The organism is Nostoc sp. 2RC, assembly GCF_014222165.1.
In the GTDB taxonomy this organism is placed as follows: domain Bacteria; phylum Cyanobacteriota; class Cyanobacteriia; order Cyanobacteriales; family Nostocaceae; genus Nostoc; species Nostoc linckia.
Genome location: NZ_JACKZU010000131.1, coordinates 1 through 20,460 on the forward strand (window position 1 = coordinate 1; position 20,460 = coordinate 20,460).

At 40.7% G+C, this 20,460-nt stretch carries 20 protein-coding genes; 7 read left to right on the top strand and 13 right to left on the bottom strand.

The genetic code is table 11. From position 1 onward, the window contains the following. Positions 1 to 359 precede the first annotated feature (359 nt). Together sfnG and GNE10_RS16280 are read left to right on the top strand one after the other, a co-directional pair. Positions 360 to 1,454: a dimethylsulfone monooxygenase SfnG gene (gene sfnG / locus GNE10_RS16275; RefSeq protein ID WP_185566078.1), complete on the top strand. Its 1,095-nt coding sequence runs from the start codon at positions 360 to 362 to the stop codon at positions 1,452 to 1,454. Between the two features lie 106 nt (positions 1,455 to 1,560). Next, complete coding sequence (locus GNE10_RS16280) at positions 1,561 to 2,217, top strand: acyl-CoA dehydrogenase family protein (RefSeq protein ID WP_260446907.1); 657 nt, start codon at positions 1,561 to 1,563, stop codon at positions 2,215 to 2,217. Between the two features lie 358 nt (positions 2,218 to 2,575). On the opposite strand, the gene GNE10_RS16285 is transcribed toward GNE10_RS16280, so the two are convergent. Together GNE10_RS16285 and GNE10_RS16290 are read right to left on the bottom strand one after the other, a co-directional pair. After that, entirely contained in the window at positions 2,576 to 3,394 is an 819-nt protein-coding gene (locus tag GNE10_RS16285; RefSeq protein WP_185566079.1) for a phytanoyl-CoA dioxygenase family protein, read from the bottom strand. A 237-nt stretch (positions 3,395 to 3,631) separates the two neighbouring features. Next, on the bottom strand, positions 3,632 to 5,077 hold the full coding sequence (locus GNE10_RS16290) for an MFS transporter (RefSeq protein ID WP_185566080.1): 1,446 nt from the start codon (positions 5,075 to 5,077) through the stop codon (positions 3,632 to 3,634). A gap of 1,064 nt (positions 5,078 to 6,141) precedes the next feature. On the opposite strand from GNE10_RS16290, the gene GNE10_RS16295 reads away from it, so the two are divergent. The 5 genes from GNE10_RS16295 (at position 6,142) to GNE10_RS16315 (ending at position 11,703) form a co-directional block, all read left to right on the top strand. After that, positions 6,142 to 7,374 carry a sedoheptulose 7-phosphate cyclase gene (locus tag GNE10_RS16295; protein ID WP_185566081.1) on the top strand — a complete coding sequence of 411 codons (1,233 nt, stop codon included), beginning with the start codon at positions 6,142 to 6,144 and terminating at the stop codon, positions 7,372 to 7,374. Then, a complete protein-coding gene (locus GNE10_RS16300; protein ID WP_185566082.1) occupies positions 7,374 to 8,210 on the top strand; it encodes an O-methyltransferase in 837 nt (278 codons plus the stop codon). Before GNE10_RS16295 ends, GNE10_RS16300 begins: the two co-directional genes overlap by 1 nt. Before the next feature lie 6 nt (positions 8,211 to 8,216). Beyond that, on the top strand, positions 8,217 to 9,611 hold the full coding sequence (locus GNE10_RS16305) for an ATP-grasp domain-containing protein (RefSeq protein WP_185566083.1): 1,395 nt from the start codon (positions 8,217 to 8,219) through the stop codon (positions 9,609 to 9,611). Between the two features lie 122 nt (positions 9,612 to 9,733). Further along, on the top strand, positions 9,734 to 10,843 hold the full coding sequence (locus tag GNE10_RS16310; RefSeq protein WP_185566084.1) for an ATP-grasp domain-containing protein: 1,110 nt from the start codon (positions 9,734 to 9,736) through the stop codon (positions 10,841 to 10,843). Positions 10,844 to 10,929: 86 nt separating this feature from the next. Continuing rightward, complete coding sequence (locus GNE10_RS16315) at positions 10,930 to 11,703, top strand: SDR family oxidoreductase (RefSeq protein WP_099071072.1); 774 nt, start codon at positions 10,930 to 10,932, stop codon at positions 11,701 to 11,703. 204 nt (positions 11,704 to 11,907) lie between these two features. On the opposite strand, the gene GNE10_RS16320 is transcribed toward GNE10_RS16315, so the two are convergent. From GNE10_RS16320 to GNE10_RS16370, 11 genes are all read right to left on the bottom strand, one after another. After that, positions 11,908 to 12,279, bottom strand: coding sequence for a hypothetical protein (locus GNE10_RS16320; protein ID WP_185566085.1), 372 nt, complete (start codon positions 12,277 to 12,279; stop codon positions 11,908 to 11,910). A 105-nt stretch (positions 12,280 to 12,384) separates the two neighbouring features. Next, a complete protein-coding gene (locus GNE10_RS16325) occupies positions 12,385 to 12,834 on the bottom strand; it encodes a hypothetical protein (protein WP_185566086.1) in 450 nt (149 codons plus the stop codon). 1 nt (position 12,835) lies between these two features. Further along, a complete protein-coding gene (locus GNE10_RS16330; protein WP_185566087.1) occupies positions 12,836 to 13,090 on the bottom strand; it encodes a hypothetical protein in 255 nt (84 codons plus the stop codon). Further along, a complete protein-coding gene (locus GNE10_RS16335) occupies positions 13,090 to 13,665 on the bottom strand; it encodes a hypothetical protein (protein ID WP_185566088.1) in 576 nt (191 codons plus the stop codon). Before GNE10_RS16335 ends, GNE10_RS16330 begins: the two co-directional genes overlap by 1 nt. Before the next feature lie 112 nt (positions 13,666 to 13,777). Further along, a complete protein-coding gene (locus tag GNE10_RS16340; protein ID WP_185566089.1) occupies positions 13,778 to 14,590 on the bottom strand; it encodes a hypothetical protein in 813 nt (270 codons plus the stop codon). Beyond that, a complete protein-coding gene (locus GNE10_RS16345) occupies positions 14,572 to 17,604 on the bottom strand; it encodes a hypothetical protein (RefSeq protein ID WP_185566090.1) in 3,033 nt (1,010 codons plus the stop codon). Before GNE10_RS16345 ends, GNE10_RS16340 begins: the two co-directional genes overlap by 19 nt. Before the next feature lies 1 nt (position 17,605). Continuing rightward, positions 17,606 to 17,923, bottom strand: coding sequence for a hypothetical protein (locus GNE10_RS16350; RefSeq protein WP_185566091.1), 318 nt, complete (start codon positions 17,921 to 17,923; stop codon positions 17,606 to 17,608). 2 nt (positions 17,924 to 17,925) lie between these two features. Then, the gene (locus GNE10_RS16355; protein ID WP_185566092.1) at positions 17,926 to 18,570 is read right to left on the bottom strand and encodes a hypothetical protein; all 645 of its coding nucleotides are present in this window, start codon (positions 18,568 to 18,570) and stop codon (positions 17,926 to 17,928) included. Then, positions 18,567 to 19,607 carry a hypothetical protein gene (locus tag GNE10_RS16360; RefSeq protein WP_185566093.1) on the bottom strand — a complete coding sequence of 347 codons (1,041 nt, stop codon included), beginning with the start codon at positions 19,605 to 19,607 and terminating at the stop codon, positions 18,567 to 18,569. The genes GNE10_RS16355 and GNE10_RS16360 overlap by 4 nt, the downstream gene beginning before the upstream one ends. Continuing rightward, positions 19,597 to 19,950 (bottom strand): hypothetical protein, encoded by a 354-nt coding sequence (locus tag GNE10_RS16365; protein WP_185566094.1) that lies wholly within the window; start codon positions 19,948 to 19,950, stop codon positions 19,597 to 19,599. Before GNE10_RS16365 ends, GNE10_RS16360 begins: the two co-directional genes overlap by 11 nt. A gap of 2 nt (positions 19,951 to 19,952) precedes the next feature. After that, a complete protein-coding gene (locus tag GNE10_RS16370) occupies positions 19,953 to 20,288 on the bottom strand; it encodes a hypothetical protein (RefSeq protein ID WP_185566095.1) in 336 nt (111 codons plus the stop codon). Between the last annotated feature and the right edge of the window lie 172 nt (positions 20,289 to 20,460).

The following is a 20,460-nucleotide window of genomic DNA, read 5'->3' on the forward strand; positions in this document are numbered from 1 at the left end:
CCTTTTCCCTTCCCCTTCCCCCGCCAAGTCACAAAAGCGAACTACTAAGAGTTAGCTTTATTCCATTTTGGAATACAGAAATGAGATTTAAGTATATCGAGTCACAACATCTGAGCCAGTGTCGTGATAGAGTCTGAACTATTCATAAATACGGTAATTTGGTCGGATTATAGTATAATCTCAGCACAAACCCTGAAAGTCTTTATCTGAAAACTGAAAGTAGTTTCTAGCGGCCCTTAAATCTTGATTCTAATTAGGATTTTACCGTCTAGGTTTTTGGCTGTATTGTTGGCGATGAAAAATTAATCACCAACCATCAGACAAATAGCCAAAAAGTTTCCATTACACACACACAAATTATGACTGATATTAAGTTCGCATACTGGATTCCCAATGTTAGTGGCGGGTTAGTGGTAAGTAAAATCCCCCAACGCACAAACTGGACTTACGATTACAACGCTCAATTAGCACAAACAGCGGAAGAAGTGGGGTTTGACTATGCGCTAGCACAAGCTCGATTTATCGCTAGCTATGGTGCTGAATATCAACTTGAGGCATTTACAACAGTGTCCGCCTTAGCTCCAGTCACCAAGAAGTTAAAGTTAATAGCAGCAGTTCATCCTGGATTGTGGCATCCGGGAGTCGTGGCAAAGATTGGTTCCAGCATTGATTTTATATCTAATGGTCGGTTTGCTCTAAATGTAGTTAGTGGCTGGTTCAAAGATGAATTCACTATCTATGGCGAACCTTGGTTAGATCATGACGAACGCTATCGTCGTTCGGAAGAATTTATCCGCGTTCTCAAAGGTTTGTGGACAGAAGATGAGTTTCATTTTAAAGGTGACTTCTACCGCATCAATGGTGGTTGGGTGAAGCCTAGACCAGTTAGCCAACCACATCCAGAAATTTTCCAAGGTGGTAACTCCAAAGCCGCCCGGCGCATGGCTGGCCGCGTGTCTGATTGGTATTTTATGAATGGCAATACCATAGAAGGGGTGCGCGAGCAAATTGCAGAGGTGTCTGCATTAGCTCGTGAAGCTGGACGCACCATCAAGTTTGGTTTGAATGCCTTCATCATAGTCCGGGATACAGAAGCTGAAGCCCATGAAGTACTGCGCGAAATCATTGCTCAAGCGGATGTAGAAGCAGTCAAAGGATTTGGCGAAGCCGTGAAACAGGCGGGAGCCGCAACTCGCGAACGTCAAGGAATGTGGGCAAATTCTAATTTTGAAGACTTAGTACAATACAACGATGGCTTCCGCTCAGGATTGATTGGTACACCCGAACAAGTGGCTGAGAAGATTGGCCAATTTTATGAAGCCGGAGTTGATTTAATTCTTGGCGGTTTCTTACACTACTCAGATGATTTACCTGCATTTGGTCGGACGGTAATTCCTATTGTGCGCGAACTCAAAGCTCATGGTCGGACAGCTGAAGAATTAGTTCAAGTATAGATTGAACGAAAAATATTCAACACAAGCGGTTGTTGTGGATGAGAGCTGCTAATTAATATCCTTTGTGTTTTCTAATCTGCGTGGGAGAGATTCAAGGAGTTTTACTATGACATCAATCATCAATACTGAAAAAAAGGCGCATATTATTCAGAATGACCGAGAAGCGATCGCCACTGCTAGCGGTACCACCATTATTGAAAACGTCAAAGTCAAAGCAGAACACGTCATTCCCCATTATTTAGCATTTGAGCGCGCCACACCAATGGGTGCGATCGCCCAAATTATCCAAGCTGCTGTAGATGTGGGCATTGCCAAAGCCGCAGTCCGTGACACCATTTATTTTGTCCGCAACCATACCCGTCCTTGGGTAGATAGCAATTTAGAAAAAGGCTACGAAGACCCCCTTACGCTTTATAACTTTGGTAATGTCCAAATTCAGGTTCACGCTGCTGAAGCATTGCTGCGACGTGCCGGTGAATTTATCGACATCGCCAACGCATCAGATTTAGAAGAAGCCAAGGTAGTGGAAGCATCAATCGCAGTTGCGGAAGCCAAAGCCCTAGCCACCGAAGCCTCAATACTAGCCACCAACAAGTTATTTGAATTAGCCGGGACTAAGTCCACATTGGAACAATTTAACTACAATCGCCACTGGCGTAATGCCAGAGCGCATACACTCCACGATCCCGTGCGTTGGAAGTATTATGCTGTTGGTAACTACTTCCTCAATGGCGTTTATCCTCCCCGCCATCCTTGGCTTTAAGATTCCCCAGCCTATGAATCAATCAGGTTTAGTTAATGAATTTATCTGTTCAGGCAATTCTTGGTAGGGAAAAAGCTTCACTAAACTGTATTGGGTTAAAGCGTTGACTGTTGACTGTTGACGGTTCACAGTTAACGGTCAACAGTCAACAATGTAGCACCCAAAACGAGTGATTCTATAGGTAGTTTAAATAAAAATACGTTATGGCGTAGTAGCGTGGCAAGCCTTAAATGTTGCAATAAATTTGATTGTGGGATGGGTGTCCTCACCCGTCCGGGCGGGCAGGATGCCCACCCCACAAGAGTCAAGCTCATGCACTCTTTTAGCCTTGCCACGCCACTACGTATATTTCTCCAAATCAAATATGAGTCCTATGGCGATGCACTTCAACTCTAGGAAAGATATCACAGTCTATCGGCTCACCAAATTTTTTGGTTTTCAATGAATTAAATTGTGGTAAATCAATTTCTTCGAGAGGTTTGAAAGGCCATGCTTTCTGACGCTGATAATAAGTAACATCATCGCCAGTCCAATTCGTAACTATTGCGCGTCGTTGTGTAGAAGATTTGTTAGTTACTGAGTGATGAATCGTCAGAAAATGATGAATTAAACAATCTCCAGCCTCCATATCCCAAGAGAGAATTTCGTGAGGTTCTGGTTCTACAAACCACGAAGGATTCGATCGCTCGCGTAACTCTCTGCCCCATTGATGAGAACCTTTGATATACTCTAATCGGCCATTTTCTTGTTTGACAGTATCTAGAGCCAGCCAAATTTTACAACACTGCCAACCTTGTACAGGCCAGTAAGGTAGGTCGTTATGCCATCCAATACGGCCATTTGCTTCCGGTTTTTTGACAAAAAAACCATCAGCTAAAAAATTTAATTTTTCCGATTTTAAAACTCCAACTGCAAGTTTTGGTAATGGAGATTCAAAAGCCAAAGCACGGAAATCAGCATCGACAAGCCATAAGCTACTGGCATGTTCCGCACTAGCTTCTTTTTTTGGTGTATTCTTTCCCTCTAAAGGGCCAGGGATTGATATATTCTTGTCAACTGCTTTTCGCATCCGTTCTATCCAGATGTCATCTAAAGCATTTTTGACGCAGATAACTCCATCTCGTTCAAAAGCTTCAACTTGTTGAGGACTAATTTTTGGCGTGTCTACCTTGAGCATTTTCTCTTTTTTCAGATTTTAAAATTCAACTATTTTGGATGGGAACTCCAAAAAATAAACAACAGCACATGGTGGTTGATTGTTGATTGTGAACCGTCAACAGTGAACAGTCAACAATAGCAATAGAATAGTTTGTTACCACCTAACAAAGCTTTTTCAGTATAAAGTAGATATTTAGTTAGTCATTCTTTCTGTAGATGGACTATTTTTTGACAAATCCAGTGAAATAATTTCACTCTAACTACTGAGATCCTTTTTCATAATGAGTGGTACTAGTGACGCTAAGCGTAATATACCAGATACAATGAATACTTCGGTTATTCCCAAAGAGCCAGCGAACTGAACAATAAAACCGCCTATAGTTGCTCCCAAAGCACCACTCACTCCAGCAATAGCAGCTGCGATCGCAAAATAAATAGACTGATTTTTTAGTGGTACTATTTCAATCTGGAGATTGTTGTTACACAAATCAACTCCCCCCCAATTGGCACCAATGAAAATGTGTAACAAAGGCAGCCATAACCACAGACTCAAAGGACTAGAACCCATCCACAGCCATAGCCACGGTATAACTGCAATCATCATTCCTGTAAAAACTAAAATCCGACGATTACCAATTTTATCTGCAAATTTTCCCCAGACAATTAACATTACCATATGTGCCCCAGCTCGCAAGCTGTTGTAGAAAGTTACCCAACTCACATCTAGATTTAAAGTATCCAAGAGGTAAAGGTTAAAAAATGGGGCACTGAGGTTAACACTAAATGTCCATAAGCCGAAATAAAGCAAAAATAGCAAAAAATTAGAATTTTTCTGAATAATACTAACTAAATCGTTTTCTGGTGTCAGTATTTGCTTTAAAGAGATTGCATCAGATGTTTCCCCAACTTCCTTTGGTGATGAGTCTGCCTGAATCTTGCTAGTTTCAGACGAGTTAGCATAATAACTATTTTGTAATTGGGGATTCACATCTACCTGGAAATACTGACACCCCAAGCTAACCATGCCAAAGAAAATACCTACTAACAAAATCACTCCATAACCTTGGATGCTTCCCCCATACCAATGGGATACAGCCAAACCTGCCAAGGGTAAACCAATTAACTCGGTAAGATTGGCAAGACTATTGCGTAGCCCAAAATATCTACCCCGCAACCGTCGTGGAACTAACATTGCTATCCAACTCAAGCATGATGCAATTGCTAATCCTCCTAAAAGATGAGTGCATAGCAGAATTGAAAGCGACAAAATTGCCAACTGGTTGGAATCCAGCCATCCCCAGTTAAAGCTAAAAATGGCAATTACTAAAATTAGCCACAGTAATCGAGCAATTCCATGTGTCCGTAGTGAATACTCAAAGCGGCTGGTGCTGCGTTCAGATAAGTAAGCACCTATGGGCTGAAACAAATGTACCAACATAGGTATAGAGGATACCAAGCCAAACACCACCGGACTAGCATCCAACTCCACCAAAAAATTACCTAGCAAAACTGCGCCAGTGGCAATAGAGAAAAGTGCTGCGAAAATTCCATCAGCAGTAGCAGCCTTTAAACTAGTACGAATCGCATCTTTAGAAATACGAGAACCTGCTGTTGGGGTAGGAGCAAGTGTTGTTGATGGTGGAGTAATCTCAGCAATTTCTACACTAATAGATGTGCTTATTTCAATTGGAGCAAAATCCATAAATCTAAGTAGTAATTAAAAAAATAATAATGGAGTATCCCAATTAGAGCGTATCTATAAAATCCCTAAAAAGGGAAAAAAATCATCCCTCAAAAACAAAAATTTTCGATGGGCAAAGCCAAACTTATATGTATAAATACTCATAATAAAAATTCTTTTTCTCAAACAAGAAATCACTTGCTCTCAACTTTTATAGGAATATGGGATACTTGAAGCGGACAGCAATCAAAAATTAAACTACTATAACGGTTATGTAAGCATATCTTAGTACACATTATGGTCAAAAAAGTTGGGAATTTGATTGTTTGTAAGTTGAATTGAGGATTTTTACTCAGCGATCGCCATCAAACTCTATTAAAAGTAATAGATAAACCTACAAGAAAAAAGTCAATTAAGTAGTAAGTGTATCATTTATAGCTTAATATTTTGACTTAATCTTTTGTTACATACTTCTTAATTTTCCCGCCGACTTGCTTGTGGCATGAATGATATAGCGTCATTTCGGTACCAAAGATTAACTTTTGAAATTAAGTCTCAAATGCCCAAATCCTCTAAATCTGGTTTTTGTTTTGAAATCTACCTTTGGTGTAGGTGCAATTTTTGAAAAATAATGATATGTTAACTAATGTAAACAAGTGTCTAAGCTTTCTCGGCAAGTAAAACCACTCCCTTAGCTTGCTTTTAAACCTCTATTAAGCTACTAAAAGTCCGTGAATCTTGAGGCTAGACATAGAATTGACAGTCTGATATTCTGATAAAATCTATGAAGTTTTGTTACGGAAATTTGCGATACCCTTAAGGTTCAGCGAAGACTTAAGGCCTTTTGCTGTGCTGATGAAATGACATGACATGCACTTCATCTTTAGTGCTGTAATTTGTGATTTCTAAATGTGCAATCCAACAAAATTTCATTGAGATTTACGTCTTTTTCACCACGAATCCCAGGCAATTTTCTTGCATAGGACATAGATGTCGGCAAGTTAAGTCACTCTCAAATAGAGTGCTTACATTTGTGATGGCATCAACATCAAAATGACAATTTTTTAACCTAGAGGGCAAAATTTGTGACCATAGTTCAAACAAAACTCGCAGCTACCGAAAACAAATTTCACGTGGAAGCTTATGAAAAGATTGAGTATGAATTAGTTTATGTAGATGGTGTTTTTGATATTGCAAATCCAGAACTTGCAGAGATATATAGAAGTTTTGGCAGATGCTTGGCTGTTATCGATACCAATGTCTACAATTTTTACGGTACTCAGATTGAGAAATATTTCCGATATTACGGCATCGAACTGAAGGTTTTTGCTCTGACTATTACCGAACCAAACAAATCTATTCAAACCTTTGAGAAGATTATAGATGTCTTTGCAGACTTCAAATTAGTGCGAAAAGAGCCAGTATTGGTAGTGGGTGGTGGTTTAATTACAGACGTTGTGGGTTTTGCTTGCTCTACCTATCGTCGTAGTAGTAATTACATCCGGATTCCTACTTCTTTGATTGGTTTGATTGATGCCAGCGTCGCTATCAAGGTGGCAGTTAACCATCGGAAGCTGAAAAATCGTTTGGGTGCTTATCATGCTTCCCAAAAAGTTTTATTAGACTTTTCTTTGCTGGGGACATTACCGACAGACCAAGTCCGTAATGGGATGGCAGAATTAGTCAAAATCGCTGTAGTTGCTCATCAGAATGTGTTCGAGTGGCTAGAAAAGTATGGTAAAGAACTACTTGACACTCACTTTGGTAATCTTGATGCAACTCCAGAGATTAAAGAAATAGCTCATCGTCTAACTTACGAAGCCATCAAAAAAATGTTGGAGTTAGAAGTACCTAACCTCCACGAACTAGATTTGGATAGAGCAATTGCTTACGGACATACTTGGAGTCCGACTTTGGAACTTGCGCCACGCGTCCCGATGTTTCATGGACATGCAGTGAGTATCGATATGGCCTTATCTGCAACCATCGCAGCTAATAGAGGGTATATCACAACTGAAGAACGCGATCGCATTTTAGGATTACTCAGCAATTTGGGTCTAGCTCTCGACCATCCTTTAATGGATGAAGAACTATTGTGGGACGCTACCGAGTCTATCAGCCTCACACGAGATGGTTTGTTGAGAGCTGCTATGCCCAAACCAATTGGAACTTGCTTCTTTGTGAATGATTTGACACGGGAAGAATTGGCCCAAGGTTTAGCAGACCATAAAGAGCTTTGCGTTAACTATCCTCGTGGTGGTGAGGGTGTGGATATGTACCCTGTTTATCAGACAGAACTAGTTGGGAGTGCAATCTAATGTCCACCACAATTCCCAAGCCCACAGCTAGACCAGTCACACCGGTAGGAATCTTAGCAAAAAAGTTAGAAGCTATTGTCCAAAAGATTAATCAACGCACAGATTTACCTGCGGAGTTAGTCGCTGACATCACTCAAGCATGGCAGTTGGCAGCTGGTTTAGATCCTTATCTGGAAGAATATACGACCCATGAATCAGCCGCTTTAACTGCACTTGCCGAAAAAACATCTAATGAAGCATGGCAAGAACGTTTTAGTGAAGGCGCAACAGTACGACCTCTAGAACAAGAGATGCTATCGGGTCATGTGGAAGGACAAACACTGAAAATGTTTGTTCATATGACCAAAGCCAAAAGAGTACTGGAAATTGGGATGTTCACCGGTTACTCTGCACTGGCGATGGCTGAAGCATTACCAAAAGACGGAGTGCTGGTTGCTTGTGAAGTAGATCCCTTTGCGGCAAAAGTTGGACAAGCAGTTTTTGATAAATCTGCTGACGGTCAAAAAATCCGGGTGGAATTAGGGCCAGCTTTGGAAACTTTAGATCAGCTAGTTGCAGCTGGAGAATCCTTTGACTTGGTGTTTATCGACGCAGATAAAAAGGAGTACATAACTTACTTCCAAAAGTTGCTAGATACCAATTTGCTAGCACCGTCAGGATTTATTTGTGTAGATAACACCTTGCTGCAAGGAGAAGTTTATTTACCCACACAACAGCGTACTCCCAATGGTGAAGCGATCGCTCAATTTAATCGTGCCGTAGCACTAGACCCCCGCGTAGAACAGGTAATATTACCACTACGAGATGGCTTGACGATTATCCGCAGAGTTGTCTGATTGAGTATGGCACAATCTATTTCTGTTTCTTCTTCCCCTGCTATCCCGTCTTTTCCTTCAGAGACAAAAATAGCTGCAATTATCCAAAATCTTTTGACTTTGGCGTTGCTATTATTAGCACTGCCATTCAATGCCACCATTGTTTTAGTAACTTTGTTGTGGCATACCATCACGCGTCCTTTTCAGCAGACAACCACCAAAACAGCAAACCCCAAAAATGTCCTGATTAGTGGGGCTAAAATGACCAAAGCTTTACAGCTAGCGCGGTCATTCAACGCTGCTGGACACAGAGTGGTGCTGATAGAAACCCACAAATATTGGCTATCTGGTCATCGATTTTCCCAAGCAGTGGACAAATTTTATACCGTTCCTGCACCCCAAGAAAATCCAGAACGCTATACTCAGGCTTTGATAGACATCATCAAACAAGAAAATATCGATGTCTATGTGCCTGTAACTAGTCCATTGGGTAGTTATTACGACTCCCTTGCCAAGCCAATGCTGTCGAACTACTGTGAAGTATTTCACTTTGACGCAGATATTACCCAGAAATTGGATGATAAATTTGCCTTTGCCGAAACAGCGCGATCGCTTGGTTTATCAGTACCTAAATCTTTTAAAATTACTTCTGCTGAACAAGTTCTAAATTTCGACTTCTCCCAGGAATCTCGCAAATACATCCTCAAGAGCATTCCTTACGATTCAGTACGACGTTTAGACCTAACCAAGCTTCCCTGTGCCACCCCTGAAGAAACAGCTGCATTCGTCAAAAGCTTACCAATCAGCCCGGAAAAGCCTTGGATTATGCAAGAATTTATTCCTGGAAAGGAATTTTGTACCCATAGCACCGTCCGGAATGGCGAACTCAGATTGCACTGCTGCTGTGAATCTTCAGCGTTTCAAGTCAACTATGAAAACGTTGAAAATTCCCAAATCAGGGAATGGGTGAGGCATTTCGTCAAAGAACAGAAACTTACAGGACAAGTTTCCTTTGACTTCATTCAAGCTGAAGATGGTAGAGTTTATGCTATCGAGTGTAATCCCCGCACACACTCTGCAATTACTACCTTCTACGACCATCCCCAAGTTGCTCAAGCCTACCTCGATAAAGAACCAATGGCTGAAACATTACAGCCATTGCCAACCAGTAAACCAACTTATTGGACTTATCACGAAGTTTGGCGTTTGACTGGTATCCGTTCTTTCACACAATTGAAAAAATGGATTGGAAATATTTGGCGCGGAACTGATGCAATTTATCAACCAGATGACCCCTTACCATTTTTAATGGTGCATCACTGGCAAATTCCTTTACTGTTGCTCAAGAATCTACGTCACCTCAAAGGCTGGACGCGCATAGATTTCAACATCGGTAAATTAGTGGAATTGGGGGGAGATTAATACCCAGACTGCTACGGATTACCAAGAAATCAATTACTACTTGTGGGGTGGGCGTCTCGCCCGCCCGCAAACAAGGGCGGACAAGATGTCCACCCCACAATAAAAGTTAGAGAACATGAATTATGCCAGCACTTCGTATCCTTCATTTAGTTGGATCTGCACAGAATGATTTTTACTGCGAATTGTCACGCCTTTATGCGGCAGACTGTCTGACAGCAACAGCAGACACATCTTATGACTTTCAGATTGCATATATTACACCCGATGGCCAATGGCGATTTCCTAGTTCCCTCAGCCGAGAAGACATTGCTCAGGCTATACCGATGCCTTTATTTGAAGCCATAAAATTGATTACAGGACAAAACATTGACATTGTGTTACCACAAATGTTTTGTATCCCTGGAATGACTCACTACCGTGCTTTATTTGACCTGCTTGAGATTCCTTACATCGGTAATACTCCAGAACTGATGGCAATAACAGCTCACAAAGCCAAAACAAAAGCAATTGTTGAAGCAGCAGGGGTAAAAGTGCCTCGCGGAGAAGTACTGCGCCAGGGAGATGTGCCGACAATTGCACCTCCAGTAGTTATCAAACCCGTCAGTTCAGATAACTCACTAGGGGTAACTTTAGTCAAAGATGCTGCTGAGTATGACGCAGCACTGAAGACGGCATTTGAATACGCAGATGAAGCCATTGTAGAAACATTCATCGCAGGTCGAGAAGTCAGATGCGGCGTCATTGTTAAAGACAAAGAGTTAATTGGTTTACCTCTTGAAGAATATCTGCTAGATTCTCACGAAAAACCCATCCGCACCTTTGCCGATAAACTCAAACAAACAGATGATGGTAACTTGGGTTTCGCCGCTAAAGATAATAAAAAGTCTTGGATTGTAAATCCTAGCGACCCAATTACCCAAAAGGTACAGGAAGTGGCTAAGAAGTGTCATCAAGCTTTAGGCTGTCGCCACTACAGCTTATTTGATTTCCGCATCGACCCACAGGGACAACCTTGGTTTTTAGAAGCTGGGTTGTATTGTTCTTTTGCCCCTAAAAGCGTGATTTCTTCTATGGCCAAAGCTGTGGGAATTTCTCTAGATGAATTGTTGACCATCGCCATTAATGAAGCCTTGGACTGTAATAAATATAGCGGTTCTATTTCACCTGTGAAAATTAACCAACTGCCAAGACGCCAAGAAAACAAAGAGAAGCCGTTGACAGTCGGCGGTTAACAGTCATCAGTCAACAGTTAACTAAAATTTGCGTCAGTTCCAAATTGTTGGACAATTGACACTGGACTCTTGACTTTTCACTAATAATGGCATCTCTAAAAAATCAAATCATTTTAATTACTGGCGCTAGCAGTGGTATTGGTACTGCTTGTGCCAAAATTTTTGCTGGTGCGGGTGCAAAACTGATTTTAGCAGCACGGCGGTTAGAACGTTTGCAGGAACTTGCGGATAGTCTGCGCCAAGATTTTAATACTGAAGTTCATTTGTTAAAGCTGGATGTGCGCGATCGCTCTGCTGTGGAATCGGCCATCTCTACTCTACCTTCCCCCTGGTCTGACATCGATATTTTAATTAATAATGCTGGTTTAAGTCGCGGTTTAGACAAACTACATGAAGGTAGTTTTACAGACTGGGAAGAAATGATTGATACTAATATTAAAGGTTTACTTTATCTATCCCGTTATGTTGTTCCTGGAATGGTCAGCCGTGGTCGCGGTCATGTGGTAAATCTCGGCTCCATTGCCGGACATCAAACTTATCCCGGTGGTAATGTATATTGTGCTACCAAGGCTGCGGTGAGGGCAATTTCTGAAGGCTTAAAACAAGATCTGTTGGGTACTCCTGTACGCGTAACTTCCGTTGACCCTGGTATGGTAGAAACAGAATTTAGCCAGGTGCGGTTTCACGGCAATACTCAACGTGCTAATCAGGTTTACCAGGGACTTACCCCCCTGACAGGAGATGATGTGGCTGATGTGATATTTTTCTGCGTGACGCGATCGCCACATGTCAATATTAATGAAGTTGTGTTGATGCCTGTTGACCAAGCCAGTGCTACCTTAGTTAACCGACGCACATAACAATCATCAAAGAAGACAATAGGGTTGGGGGAACAGACAACAGTTTTCTGTTCCCATTCCTGCTTTGGGGGAGTAACAGACCCTCAGATTTTTGGTATTAAAACCAAATCTTGTGCTACGGCCAGTCCCCAATTCATCGGTTGAACTTACCCTACTCAACGTCTGACTTACTCAGTTACCCTGAATCCCCAGTGATGCTAACCACTAAATTTCTTCAATCTTAGCTTTCTGAGGTGGAGGCGGTTCTTCTCCGTAGTGAGAACGGACTACAAAGCCATCCTTTCTCAAATAACTTTGCAAATCTTTTATTTCATTAGAAAAGCGATAAGACCGATGATGTATCAAGCGATAGAGGTCATTGATAAAATATTCGGTCATTTCTTTCTTGCCCTGAGACTTGGCGTCGGAAACTTTGATATCAGTGCGTAAGTTTCTTAATTCTTCTGTTAAATCATCTTTAACATCGTCAATGGATTTTTCAATATCTGATTTCGTTTTGGCTATATGAAAGATTATTCCGATTAAGGCGGTTACAGCCAAAACTATATCTAAGCTATCTTTGAAAGAGTTTGACATTTGGTGAAGGGGCATTTACAGCGGTTATAAAGTATTAGTAAAAAATAAAAATTAAATATTGGTTTACTGAAGTTGAGGGCATTTATCTTAGACAGTTAGCCTGATTTATATACCTAGCGATGTTTTTATCGCTTGCACATCATCTTCTAAAGTTGTTCTGTCTATGCCTTCATATTGATAAATAGCGATATTGGCATTCTTGAACCATTTAGGAACTTGAAGCGCTACGAAATAATCAATATTTAAATCATCGAAAACTATTAAATTGAATTTTCCCAAAAACAGATTCTCTGGTTCTCCTACAAAGCTTTCTCCGAAGGCTGTTGTTACTGTGCGCCGGATGTATCCTGCATAGTTCCAAATTCTTCCTACTGGAACAGCAGTATTTATAGAAACAGCGATTATCGGTTTATCAAATACAGTAAGGGGTTTAATTTCAGTTATTTTTGTATAAACTGGATTCCCTTCTTGGTCGGTAAAAATTACAGCAGAGAAAGAATTACTATATTGCAAACTCCAATTACTTTCTATCCCTAGCTGTAAATTGCGTGCCATTTTAAAAGTGAGAAACTAAAAGATTGACGTGTTCTTCTACTTCAGTTACGAAATTTAATGGATCGATACCCACATGGTCGAGCATATCGAAATAAGTGCCAGTGTCTAACCGACCGCGCAACCAGTCGTTAGCAGCTTGATTGACTAAGAGCATCCCCTCAAAATCGGTATCGGATGCTCCAGCGTCAACCGTGACCACTAGCAATTCATCGGCATGAGGTGGAATCCATAAGCCGGAATCAGTGGCGATTGTCATTAGCCCTCTGCTGTAAATCCAATGCGGTTGCCAATCACGGCGACAAAGGTTTTAAACTCGTTTTTATTTTTGATTTCTTTGACGGCAGCGGAATATTCATCAGTTGAGCTTTTTCTACCAAATGGGCCGCTAACGTTATCACTGCGATGACGTTTATAAGTGTCGCCAGTAATTCGACTTTCACTTTCAGTTGTAGCAGTTGTGGTGCGCTGGCTAAGAATAATTTTGGCAAATTTGTAATTATCAATCGGAAATGTTTGATCGCCTTCTCCTGTGGGGGGAGCAGCCTTAAATCTATCGCTGATTAACCCCCGTGCCGTGTTTGCAGTTGCAGAACCTTGTCCTGCTTGAGCAGTGTGAATAACACGGGTTTCTAGATAGACTTTATCGTTGGTGCTGTTGAAAGGCAGAATGTAACCAGGCTCTCTTTCAACTTTGACTCTATCAGCAGCTGGTTTGGCTACTGTTTTGTAGGCGGCTTTTTTGGCTGCTCGTGATTTTTTGAGCCATTCTTGATACTTTTCGTATGCATCCTGGAGCTCTGGCCCGCGGCTAATGTCGCTATAGCGTCCCATATCTTGTATTAGTAAAAACTAAGTGGTATGAATCCCAGTTTATGCACGAATTTGAGCGTATGAAATTACCGCGAACCCTATAGGGGTTTGACGAATAATAAAATATATTTTTTTACGGCTTATATAAAGAATTGGTATGCAGTCCTGATGCATCACATAACACCCTAATTTGAGTGTCATTATGTAAATTGATTTTTGCGTGGTCAAATTCTACAAATACAGTAGGACGCCAAACGGGCTTTTGTTGAGATTCACCGAGTATTGTAATAGTCCCTGGGGTTGAGTCACTATTTCTATTAGGTTTGGTGAATTTATAAATGTCATTGTCAAAAGTTAGATTTCTGTGAGAAAGAATTTTTCTAACTACTGTTTCACCTATCTCTTCACTGTGACAATAGATTTGTAAATTTAAGCCTTCTTCTGGCTTGAGATACCATCCAATGATTTTGCCTTTATTGAATCTGTATGGAGTAGGTTTAGCAAAATCATTGTAGATATCTCTACCAAGATTTTTTAATTCTGTTTTACTGAGGCTTGATGAAGTTTGAGTCATTAAGCGATAAGATGTCCTTGCAGTTTTAGCCGTTTTACCTCTAGGAACTGACTCTTTATTTTGTTTGAAATAAAGAGTTACTTCTGGACGATAGCTAACATCAGCATCAACATCAATTTTTGGCATTCCGATGATATCTGGCTTGAGGTGAGTCTTTTGGATTATTTCTCTAAATGTCCTCATCTTTACCTGAGCAATTGCAATACTGTCTTTTGCTCCAATTAATAAATCGTCTCTTAATGCTTTTCTAATATCGTTGCCATCAGCATCTCGAAACCATTCATACACTTCACGGTTAAAACTGTCCCCGTTGCGAAGGATTTTTCTAAGTTGCGCCCAATCTCTAGCAGGCATTAGATTAAATCCTCCCACGAATAGCTTTTGGCCGGAAGTGCTTCTATTTCTTCTTCTCGCTTAGTTTTGGATTGATTAAATAATTCCTTCAATCCATCATCAACCTCTTTGGCATTTTCTTTAATTTGATTTGCTGAATCAACAGCACTTCTGACTTCTGAAGTAATAGATTCTATTGCCTCTAGCCCTTCAGTTGCAATATTAATTCCATCAGCTAGCTTGCCGAATTTGGCAAACAAACCCCCTTTTAGTTTTAGATTCTCTGGAGAATAATCCCAGTTATTTTCTGATATTAATCCCTCGTCTTGTAACGCGTTAAAGCCTTTACCTGTCAGTCGTGCGGTTTGCTCAACTGCACTAATAATATTTCCACCAATACTACGAACCTCATTAGCTCCATTTGCTGCTGCTTGATAAATACGGTTAGCAGTTGCCCATTTAGTTTTAATTTCCGCCCATTCAGCAACGCCAAAAATATTTTTAAAAAAGTTATCAATAACTCCACCAAAGGCTTGTTTGGTGTCAATAGTTTCAGCGTTTGGATCAATAATTAATGCCGGTACTGCAAGCACATTGTCTAAGATGCTAAAAAATGTTGTTACAGCCTGATCGCTAAGCATCATGACGTTATGCACTGCTGCTGTCATCGTTATAAGATTGATTGCACGATCTACCCACTGATTTTTGACAATCCGGTTCATGAAACCCGATATGCCACCGGGAACCTGATCGCCCAGTCTTGATAATATTGTTTGCTGCCCTTGGAGCAAGGCCGCGTTGGCTCCAAGGTTAGCCCCATTTAAGCCTGTATTGATAGCATTCATGATGTTGGCGGAATTGGTATTGGAATTTCCTGTTACGTTTCCCACTGCGTCGTCAATTGCCTGCCTCCCACATCCAGTTCTCAGATTTCGGCACATCGCCGTTCCCGTAGCATTTTCGATTTGTGGCAGTGTAGGAATATTTGGGTTGATAAAGCCTGCTGCTCTTGCTGGAATTGCCGGAATAAGTCCAACTAATCCAAGTATTTGGTCGAGTTTCGGAAGTGCCAGCGCGTTCACTTTTTCTTGTTCCTTTGTGCGTTTTTGAAGGTCTTTAATATCTGGCTTGATTTTTGTTAAGTCTTGCTTAATTTGTTGTAAATCCCTCTGAAATTGAGGGATTTCTGTTGGTACTGTTGGATTGTCAATTTGCTGTTGAATATCGCTGATTTGACCACCAAGCTGATTAACAATCTTTTTATCTTCCCGCTTCCGTTCTAGCGTCTCTTGGTCAATGCGCTCGCCTAATCGTTTTTCGCTGTTATCCTGTTTCTTATCGAAAGTTTTCTCTAATTCTTTTACAGTTCTGTCCCACTTTTGTTCTGCAAGCTTTGTATCGCCTTGTGCAATTTTGGCGTTCTCGTCAGCAATCTGCTCGAACTCGTCACGCTGCTGCTGCAATTCTTTACCGAGAGTATCAAGGCTTTTATTAGTGGTAGTAGCAAGAGAATTAATTTTATCGTTTGTGCGATTTTCGCTATTTTGTATCTGTTGATTTAGGTCATTCTTTGTATCCTGGATTGCCTGTTGATTCTTGGATGTTGCGTCGGCTAACTGGAACTTCATGTCACCAAAACTACTCTTGAAATCCAATTGAATCTGGACAACACTTTTCTCTATTTTGTAGGAGTTAGACAGCCATTCCTCTTGTGATTGCAGTACGTCCTGCCATCTCTTTTCATTTAGGGCTGCGCTAGCAATGTCAAAGTCTTTGGATATCTCATTTAATCTTCTGTCGAAATCCTGACTTAATTTTGATTGAGTTAAATCCCTAACTTCTAGTGCTTTATTATTAGCTTCAACTTGCTTTTTAAACGAATCCTCTAACTTCTCTGATTCTGATTTATTGGCATTGGCAGCGGACAAAGCCAAATCGGATTTACCCTCAGCCCTTGCTATCCCAGCACTTGCAGATTGAATCGCTGAGGCGAGATTGGGAATAGCAGCCGTTAGCGCTGGTAAAGCCGTAGCTACCTGCTGCATAGCGGCTGTGGCTGTGGCTTGTGCTGCTGTGGCTTGTGCTTGAACAGGTGCAATTTCAGTCCTAGAGACTGCCACTGCACGGCTGACAATGGCGTTTGTGTCTACTGGAGGCTGTGATTTGATGACAGATATTTGTGATTGAACCGCCCTAAGCTCAGACTGAGTTGATGTGAGTGACGCCTGAATTTTGGCAATAGTACTATTGATGGCATTCTGGAAGCTATCATTTGCCCTTGATGTGAAGTTAGCAATTTGAGAGTTAATTGCTTGAATTCTCGTGTCAAACGTTGTTCTTAATCCGATGACTTGTGCATCTAGATTTTGCTTGTTTGCACGTGCTTCATACAAGGCCTCATTGGCTAATTTTCTTGCTGCTTCGGCTAATCCACCTACTATTTTTCGCCCTTCACGAGTTTCATACAATGCATCGTTGGCTTGTTTTTTAGCTGCGACGACTTCCTGTCCAGTTTTCTCTACTGATTTATTAAGTCTGGCGTAATCCTTGGCGTTAGCGTCTAACTCCTTGCTAATTTTGGCGTTAAACTTGTCAACTTTTTCATTTAAGTTTTTGACTTTTGAATTGACGGTCGTCAACAACGTTAAGTTTTTTGAAAGGTCATTACTGAGAGCAGTGAGGTTGTCAAAGGTTCTGTCGGCGACAAATTCTTGAAGTTTAAGTAAAGCCGTAATTCCAATCGCGGCAAGAAGGGCGACGAGTCCACTAGCTTTAGTAGCCTTGTCGCTGTCACCAGTGCCAGGTATCTTTTTAAGAAAAAGATCCTGGATTTTCTTGACCCCATCTGCAACTTTCTTAGTAGTAGTAGCGGTTTTCTTCAAAGCTTTCATTCTCTTTGACGCTTCTTTTGCGCCATTTCGAGACATAAATTGAGAAGTCGCTCGCTTAACTTTTTTGGCTTCTAATAATAATTTACCTGGCTGTCCATTGGCGTACTTTGAGAGTTTGTAAGCCCTCAAAGCACTAGGGGATATTTGCTGAGATACGGTCATGTTATTCGCTTATAAAGAAATTTAAAATACCTAAAAATATATTTTGAGATTCCCCAGCATTTTCATTGTGTTCGCCGATGGAATCCAAAATGTCTTTTACATCATCAATGACAGTTTTTACAATTCCACCGAGTTCGAGAATATCTTTTTCGGCTTTCTCTAATCTTTTGATAAGTGCAGATAAATCTGTTGGTTTGTCTTTATCTTTACAGCACTCGTTTTGTTTGCGCTCTAAATTATTCAATCTGTTATTTAGCCGATTTATAGCAGCTTGTAAATCTGCTAATCCCCGGTCAATATCCTTGCAAACTTCTGCCATTATTAACTTCTCACTTTTGATGCAATATTTTTCAGGCGATTACCCACCTCTTTACAAGGTACGCAACAGTAACCAGGGTATTTATTGTGAGTGCATTTATGGCTGCCTTCGGGACAACCATCACATCCAACTTTCACCGTGATATCGCTGCATGGTTCATCATGCTCACTTTGATGAATTTCCGAGTTACTTCCTCCAGAAATTGATACTTTACAAACGGTTTTAGTGCAATTGCAGCCTCCCGTGGAACTAGGAGCAGATACTTGAACAGCATCTACAATTTCCAACTTCCTAGTATAGGTATCGCCAGCGAAAGAACCCGACCAGTAAGAATAATCGACGCCATTTTGACGTACTCCGTCTGCAATTAGCCATGCTCCATTTCGCTGAAGAGAAGGGTCTGATTGATAATGCGCTTCTCTCGCGCAGACGAAATGCTCAAAAGTGTCAACGCCGTTAGATGCTGCTGAGAATCGATAGCATTTTTTAAGCGGATCGAGTACTTCTGTTGGATCTTTCTTGACGCAAAGTGGAGTAGTACTACTATCAACTTCAAGTTTTTTGTAGGGGTTGCTTTTTACTTGAATTTCCACTATTGCCATGTTCCCTGCTTCGCATTTTTGTTCGCCGTCACATTGAAAAGTCATACAAGAGTTAATGAAGGGTAATTATTTTTGATTGTGCTAATAATATCTAAGTGTTCTGTGGAGGTTTTACTGTAATAAGTAGGATAGACTAATAGTGCTGCGATATCCCCAGTAAAAGCCATATCGTTTGTTCCGATGCGAAAACGATCACCAGCAAAATAACCAACGCTAACGACTCCTTTAGATAAGTTGTCTAGCAATACTTCATAAGTGGTGCTACTTGCGTGAATAGACACTAAATGATGTCCTGAACTTGGCATTGAAGCAGGGTAATCTTCTCGTCTAGCGCTCAAAAAAGTTCCAATGTAACCATTACTGTTATTAGCAAACCGCCAATAATCGTTAATGTTATTTCTAGTACGGATAAGGTTATAGTGTGTATTGGCATTAAGGGTAAAGACACAATACAGTGTTGCTGCTGTTGTTCCAGATAAAAATGGAGATATTTGCAATTCTTGATTCATGCTACCCGCCCACCGTAAAACTTGCCTGTTGTCAATTCCTGCAACCACGGCTGGAGCAGAAGTAACAGCAGTTGCATTATTGCCATTTCCACTTTTATCAAGCAGGCTACCACCTTCAAGCCAAAGCTTCATTCCAGCCCGGTAAGGTGCAAGATAAGTTACAAGATTATTATCAATCTCAATCCATCCAGTTGAACTATCAAGATAAATCAATTTTGTTGATTTATAAGCTGATTGGATATAAGGGTTGCTGAGTGTTGTAAATCCTTTAAATTTCTCGCCTGAGAAATCAAGATAAACTTTGTAGGTATTGCTAATGCAAGTGATATCAATTATCCCAACTTCACCCGATTGAATCGCTGGAATAACAACAGTAATATTGCCGCTGCGATTATCGACAATCAGCGTGTCAATCTTGCTTACAGTGGCATTAGAGTTAACGAGTCTTGCTTGATTAGCACTAGTAATAGTTGAGACGGGGATGCTTCGTGTTGTTTCTGTTGCAGAATTCCATCCCAGTAATAAATCATTACTAGCAAGCGTTTCTAATGCAGGAAAATTATTAATTTTCACGCGTGTATGAATGAATAATTATCTCGTTTCGTATTCTGTCTGTAGTTCCTTCAGGAATATAAAACCCCCACCGAAGAATTTCTAATAGTTTCCAAAGGTTTCTATTGTCGTATTCAATGGGAAAATTATTTTCGTCTGTAATCGGGATATTATTCTCATCCGTGATTACACCTTGAAAATTCTCAAGCGCTTTTAAAAGAACTGCTACTACTAATTGTTCAGCCCGATTATTTGTATGTGGCGTTAGCCCTACTGCTGCTAAATCATTCTTTTTGATTATTAATTCAGTAGCAGTTTGAGTAGCATTAACACCAAATAATTGTTGTAGTGTTAGTGCTTGCATGTTTAGTAATTGTTTGGGTTTATTACATCAGCGCCAGTTAGCTCTCTATCTGCTTCAACGCTGATAGTATTTCGGAGGTAGAAAATATCATTCCTAGTAGCAATACTGGGACTAAATCCGTTGGTGATAGCAAGAGATTGGTCAATATTTGCGTCTCTATTGTCTTCTGTTAGTGCTGTTTGAGCTTTCAAAACAATAGCTGTAAATAAAGACTCTGCTGTATTCTCAGAAGCAGCTATTAGCCCTACTCCTGTCAAGTCGGCTTTGGTAATTGTGATTGTTGTAGCGTCCTGGGTGGCATTATCACCGAATACGGCAGTCAAGGTTGGTTCCGGCATAAATTTCTAGATTTATGTGAAGTGGATAAATCTGTTTTATGCGTTAATCAAAATTGCGTAAATCTTCTTCTTTTATGTAAAACAAGAGTATTTGCTGATGGCGTGTAAAGCTTGCTGTGAATACGATAGAGGCGAATTTAGTTGATAGTTGAAAAATGAAATGTTCCGGTTT

Bases quoted from the DNA above. Each gene is read 5' to 3' on its own strand.
- sfnG (WP_185566078.1), top strand. From the start codon at position 360: ATGACTGATATTAAGTTCGCATACTGGATTCCCAATGTTAGTGGCGGG.
- GNE10_RS16280 (WP_260446907.1), top strand. From the start codon at position 1,561: ATGACATCAATCATCAATACTGAAAAAAAGGCGCATATTATTCAGAAT.
- GNE10_RS16285 (WP_185566079.1), bottom strand. From the start codon at position 3,394: ATGCTCAAGGTAGACACGCCAAAAATTAGTCCTCAACAAGTTGAAGCT.
- GNE10_RS16290 (WP_185566080.1), bottom strand. From the start codon at position 5,077: ATGGATTTTGCTCCAATTGAAATAAGCACATCTATTAGTGTAGAAATT.
- GNE10_RS16300 (WP_185566082.1), top strand. From the start codon at position 7,374: ATGTCCACCACAATTCCCAAGCCCACAGCTAGACCAGTCACACCGGTA.
- GNE10_RS16305 (WP_185566083.1), top strand. From the start codon at position 8,217: ATGGCACAATCTATTTCTGTTTCTTCTTCCCCTGCTATCCCGTCTTTT.
- GNE10_RS16310 (WP_185566084.1), top strand. From the start codon at position 9,734: ATGCCAGCACTTCGTATCCTTCATTTAGTTGGATCTGCACAGAATGAT.
- GNE10_RS16315 (WP_099071072.1), top strand. From the start codon at position 10,930: ATGGCATCTCTAAAAAATCAAATCATTTTAATTACTGGCGCTAGCAGT.
- GNE10_RS16320 (WP_185566085.1), bottom strand. From the start codon at position 12,279: ATGTCAAACTCTTTCAAAGATAGCTTAGATATAGTTTTGGCTGTAACC.
- GNE10_RS16325 (WP_185566086.1), bottom strand. From the start codon at position 12,834: ATGGCACGCAATTTACAGCTAGGGATAGAAAGTAATTGGAGTTTGCAA.
- GNE10_RS16330 (WP_185566087.1), bottom strand. From the start codon at position 13,090: ATGACAATCGCCACTGATTCCGGCTTATGGATTCCACCTCATGCCGAT.
- GNE10_RS16335 (WP_185566088.1), bottom strand. From the start codon at position 13,665: ATGGGACGCTATAGCGACATTAGCCGCGGGCCAGAGCTCCAGGATGCA.
- GNE10_RS16345 (WP_185566090.1), bottom strand. From the start codon at position 17,604: ATGACCGTATCTCAGCAAATATCCCCTAGTGCTTTGAGGGCTTACAAA.
- GNE10_RS16350 (WP_185566091.1), bottom strand. From the start codon at position 17,923: ATGGCAGAAGTTTGCAAGGATATTGACCGGGGATTAGCAGATTTACAA.
- GNE10_RS16355 (WP_185566092.1), bottom strand. From the start codon at position 18,570: ATGACTTTTCAATGTGACGGCGAACAAAAATGCGAAGCAGGGAACATG.
- GNE10_RS16365 (WP_185566094.1), bottom strand. From the start codon at position 19,950: ATGCAAGCACTAACACTACAACAATTATTTGGTGTTAATGCTACTCAA.
- GNE10_RS16370 (WP_185566095.1), bottom strand. From the start codon at position 20,288: ATGCCGGAACCAACCTTGACTGCCGTATTCGGTGATAATGCCACCCAG.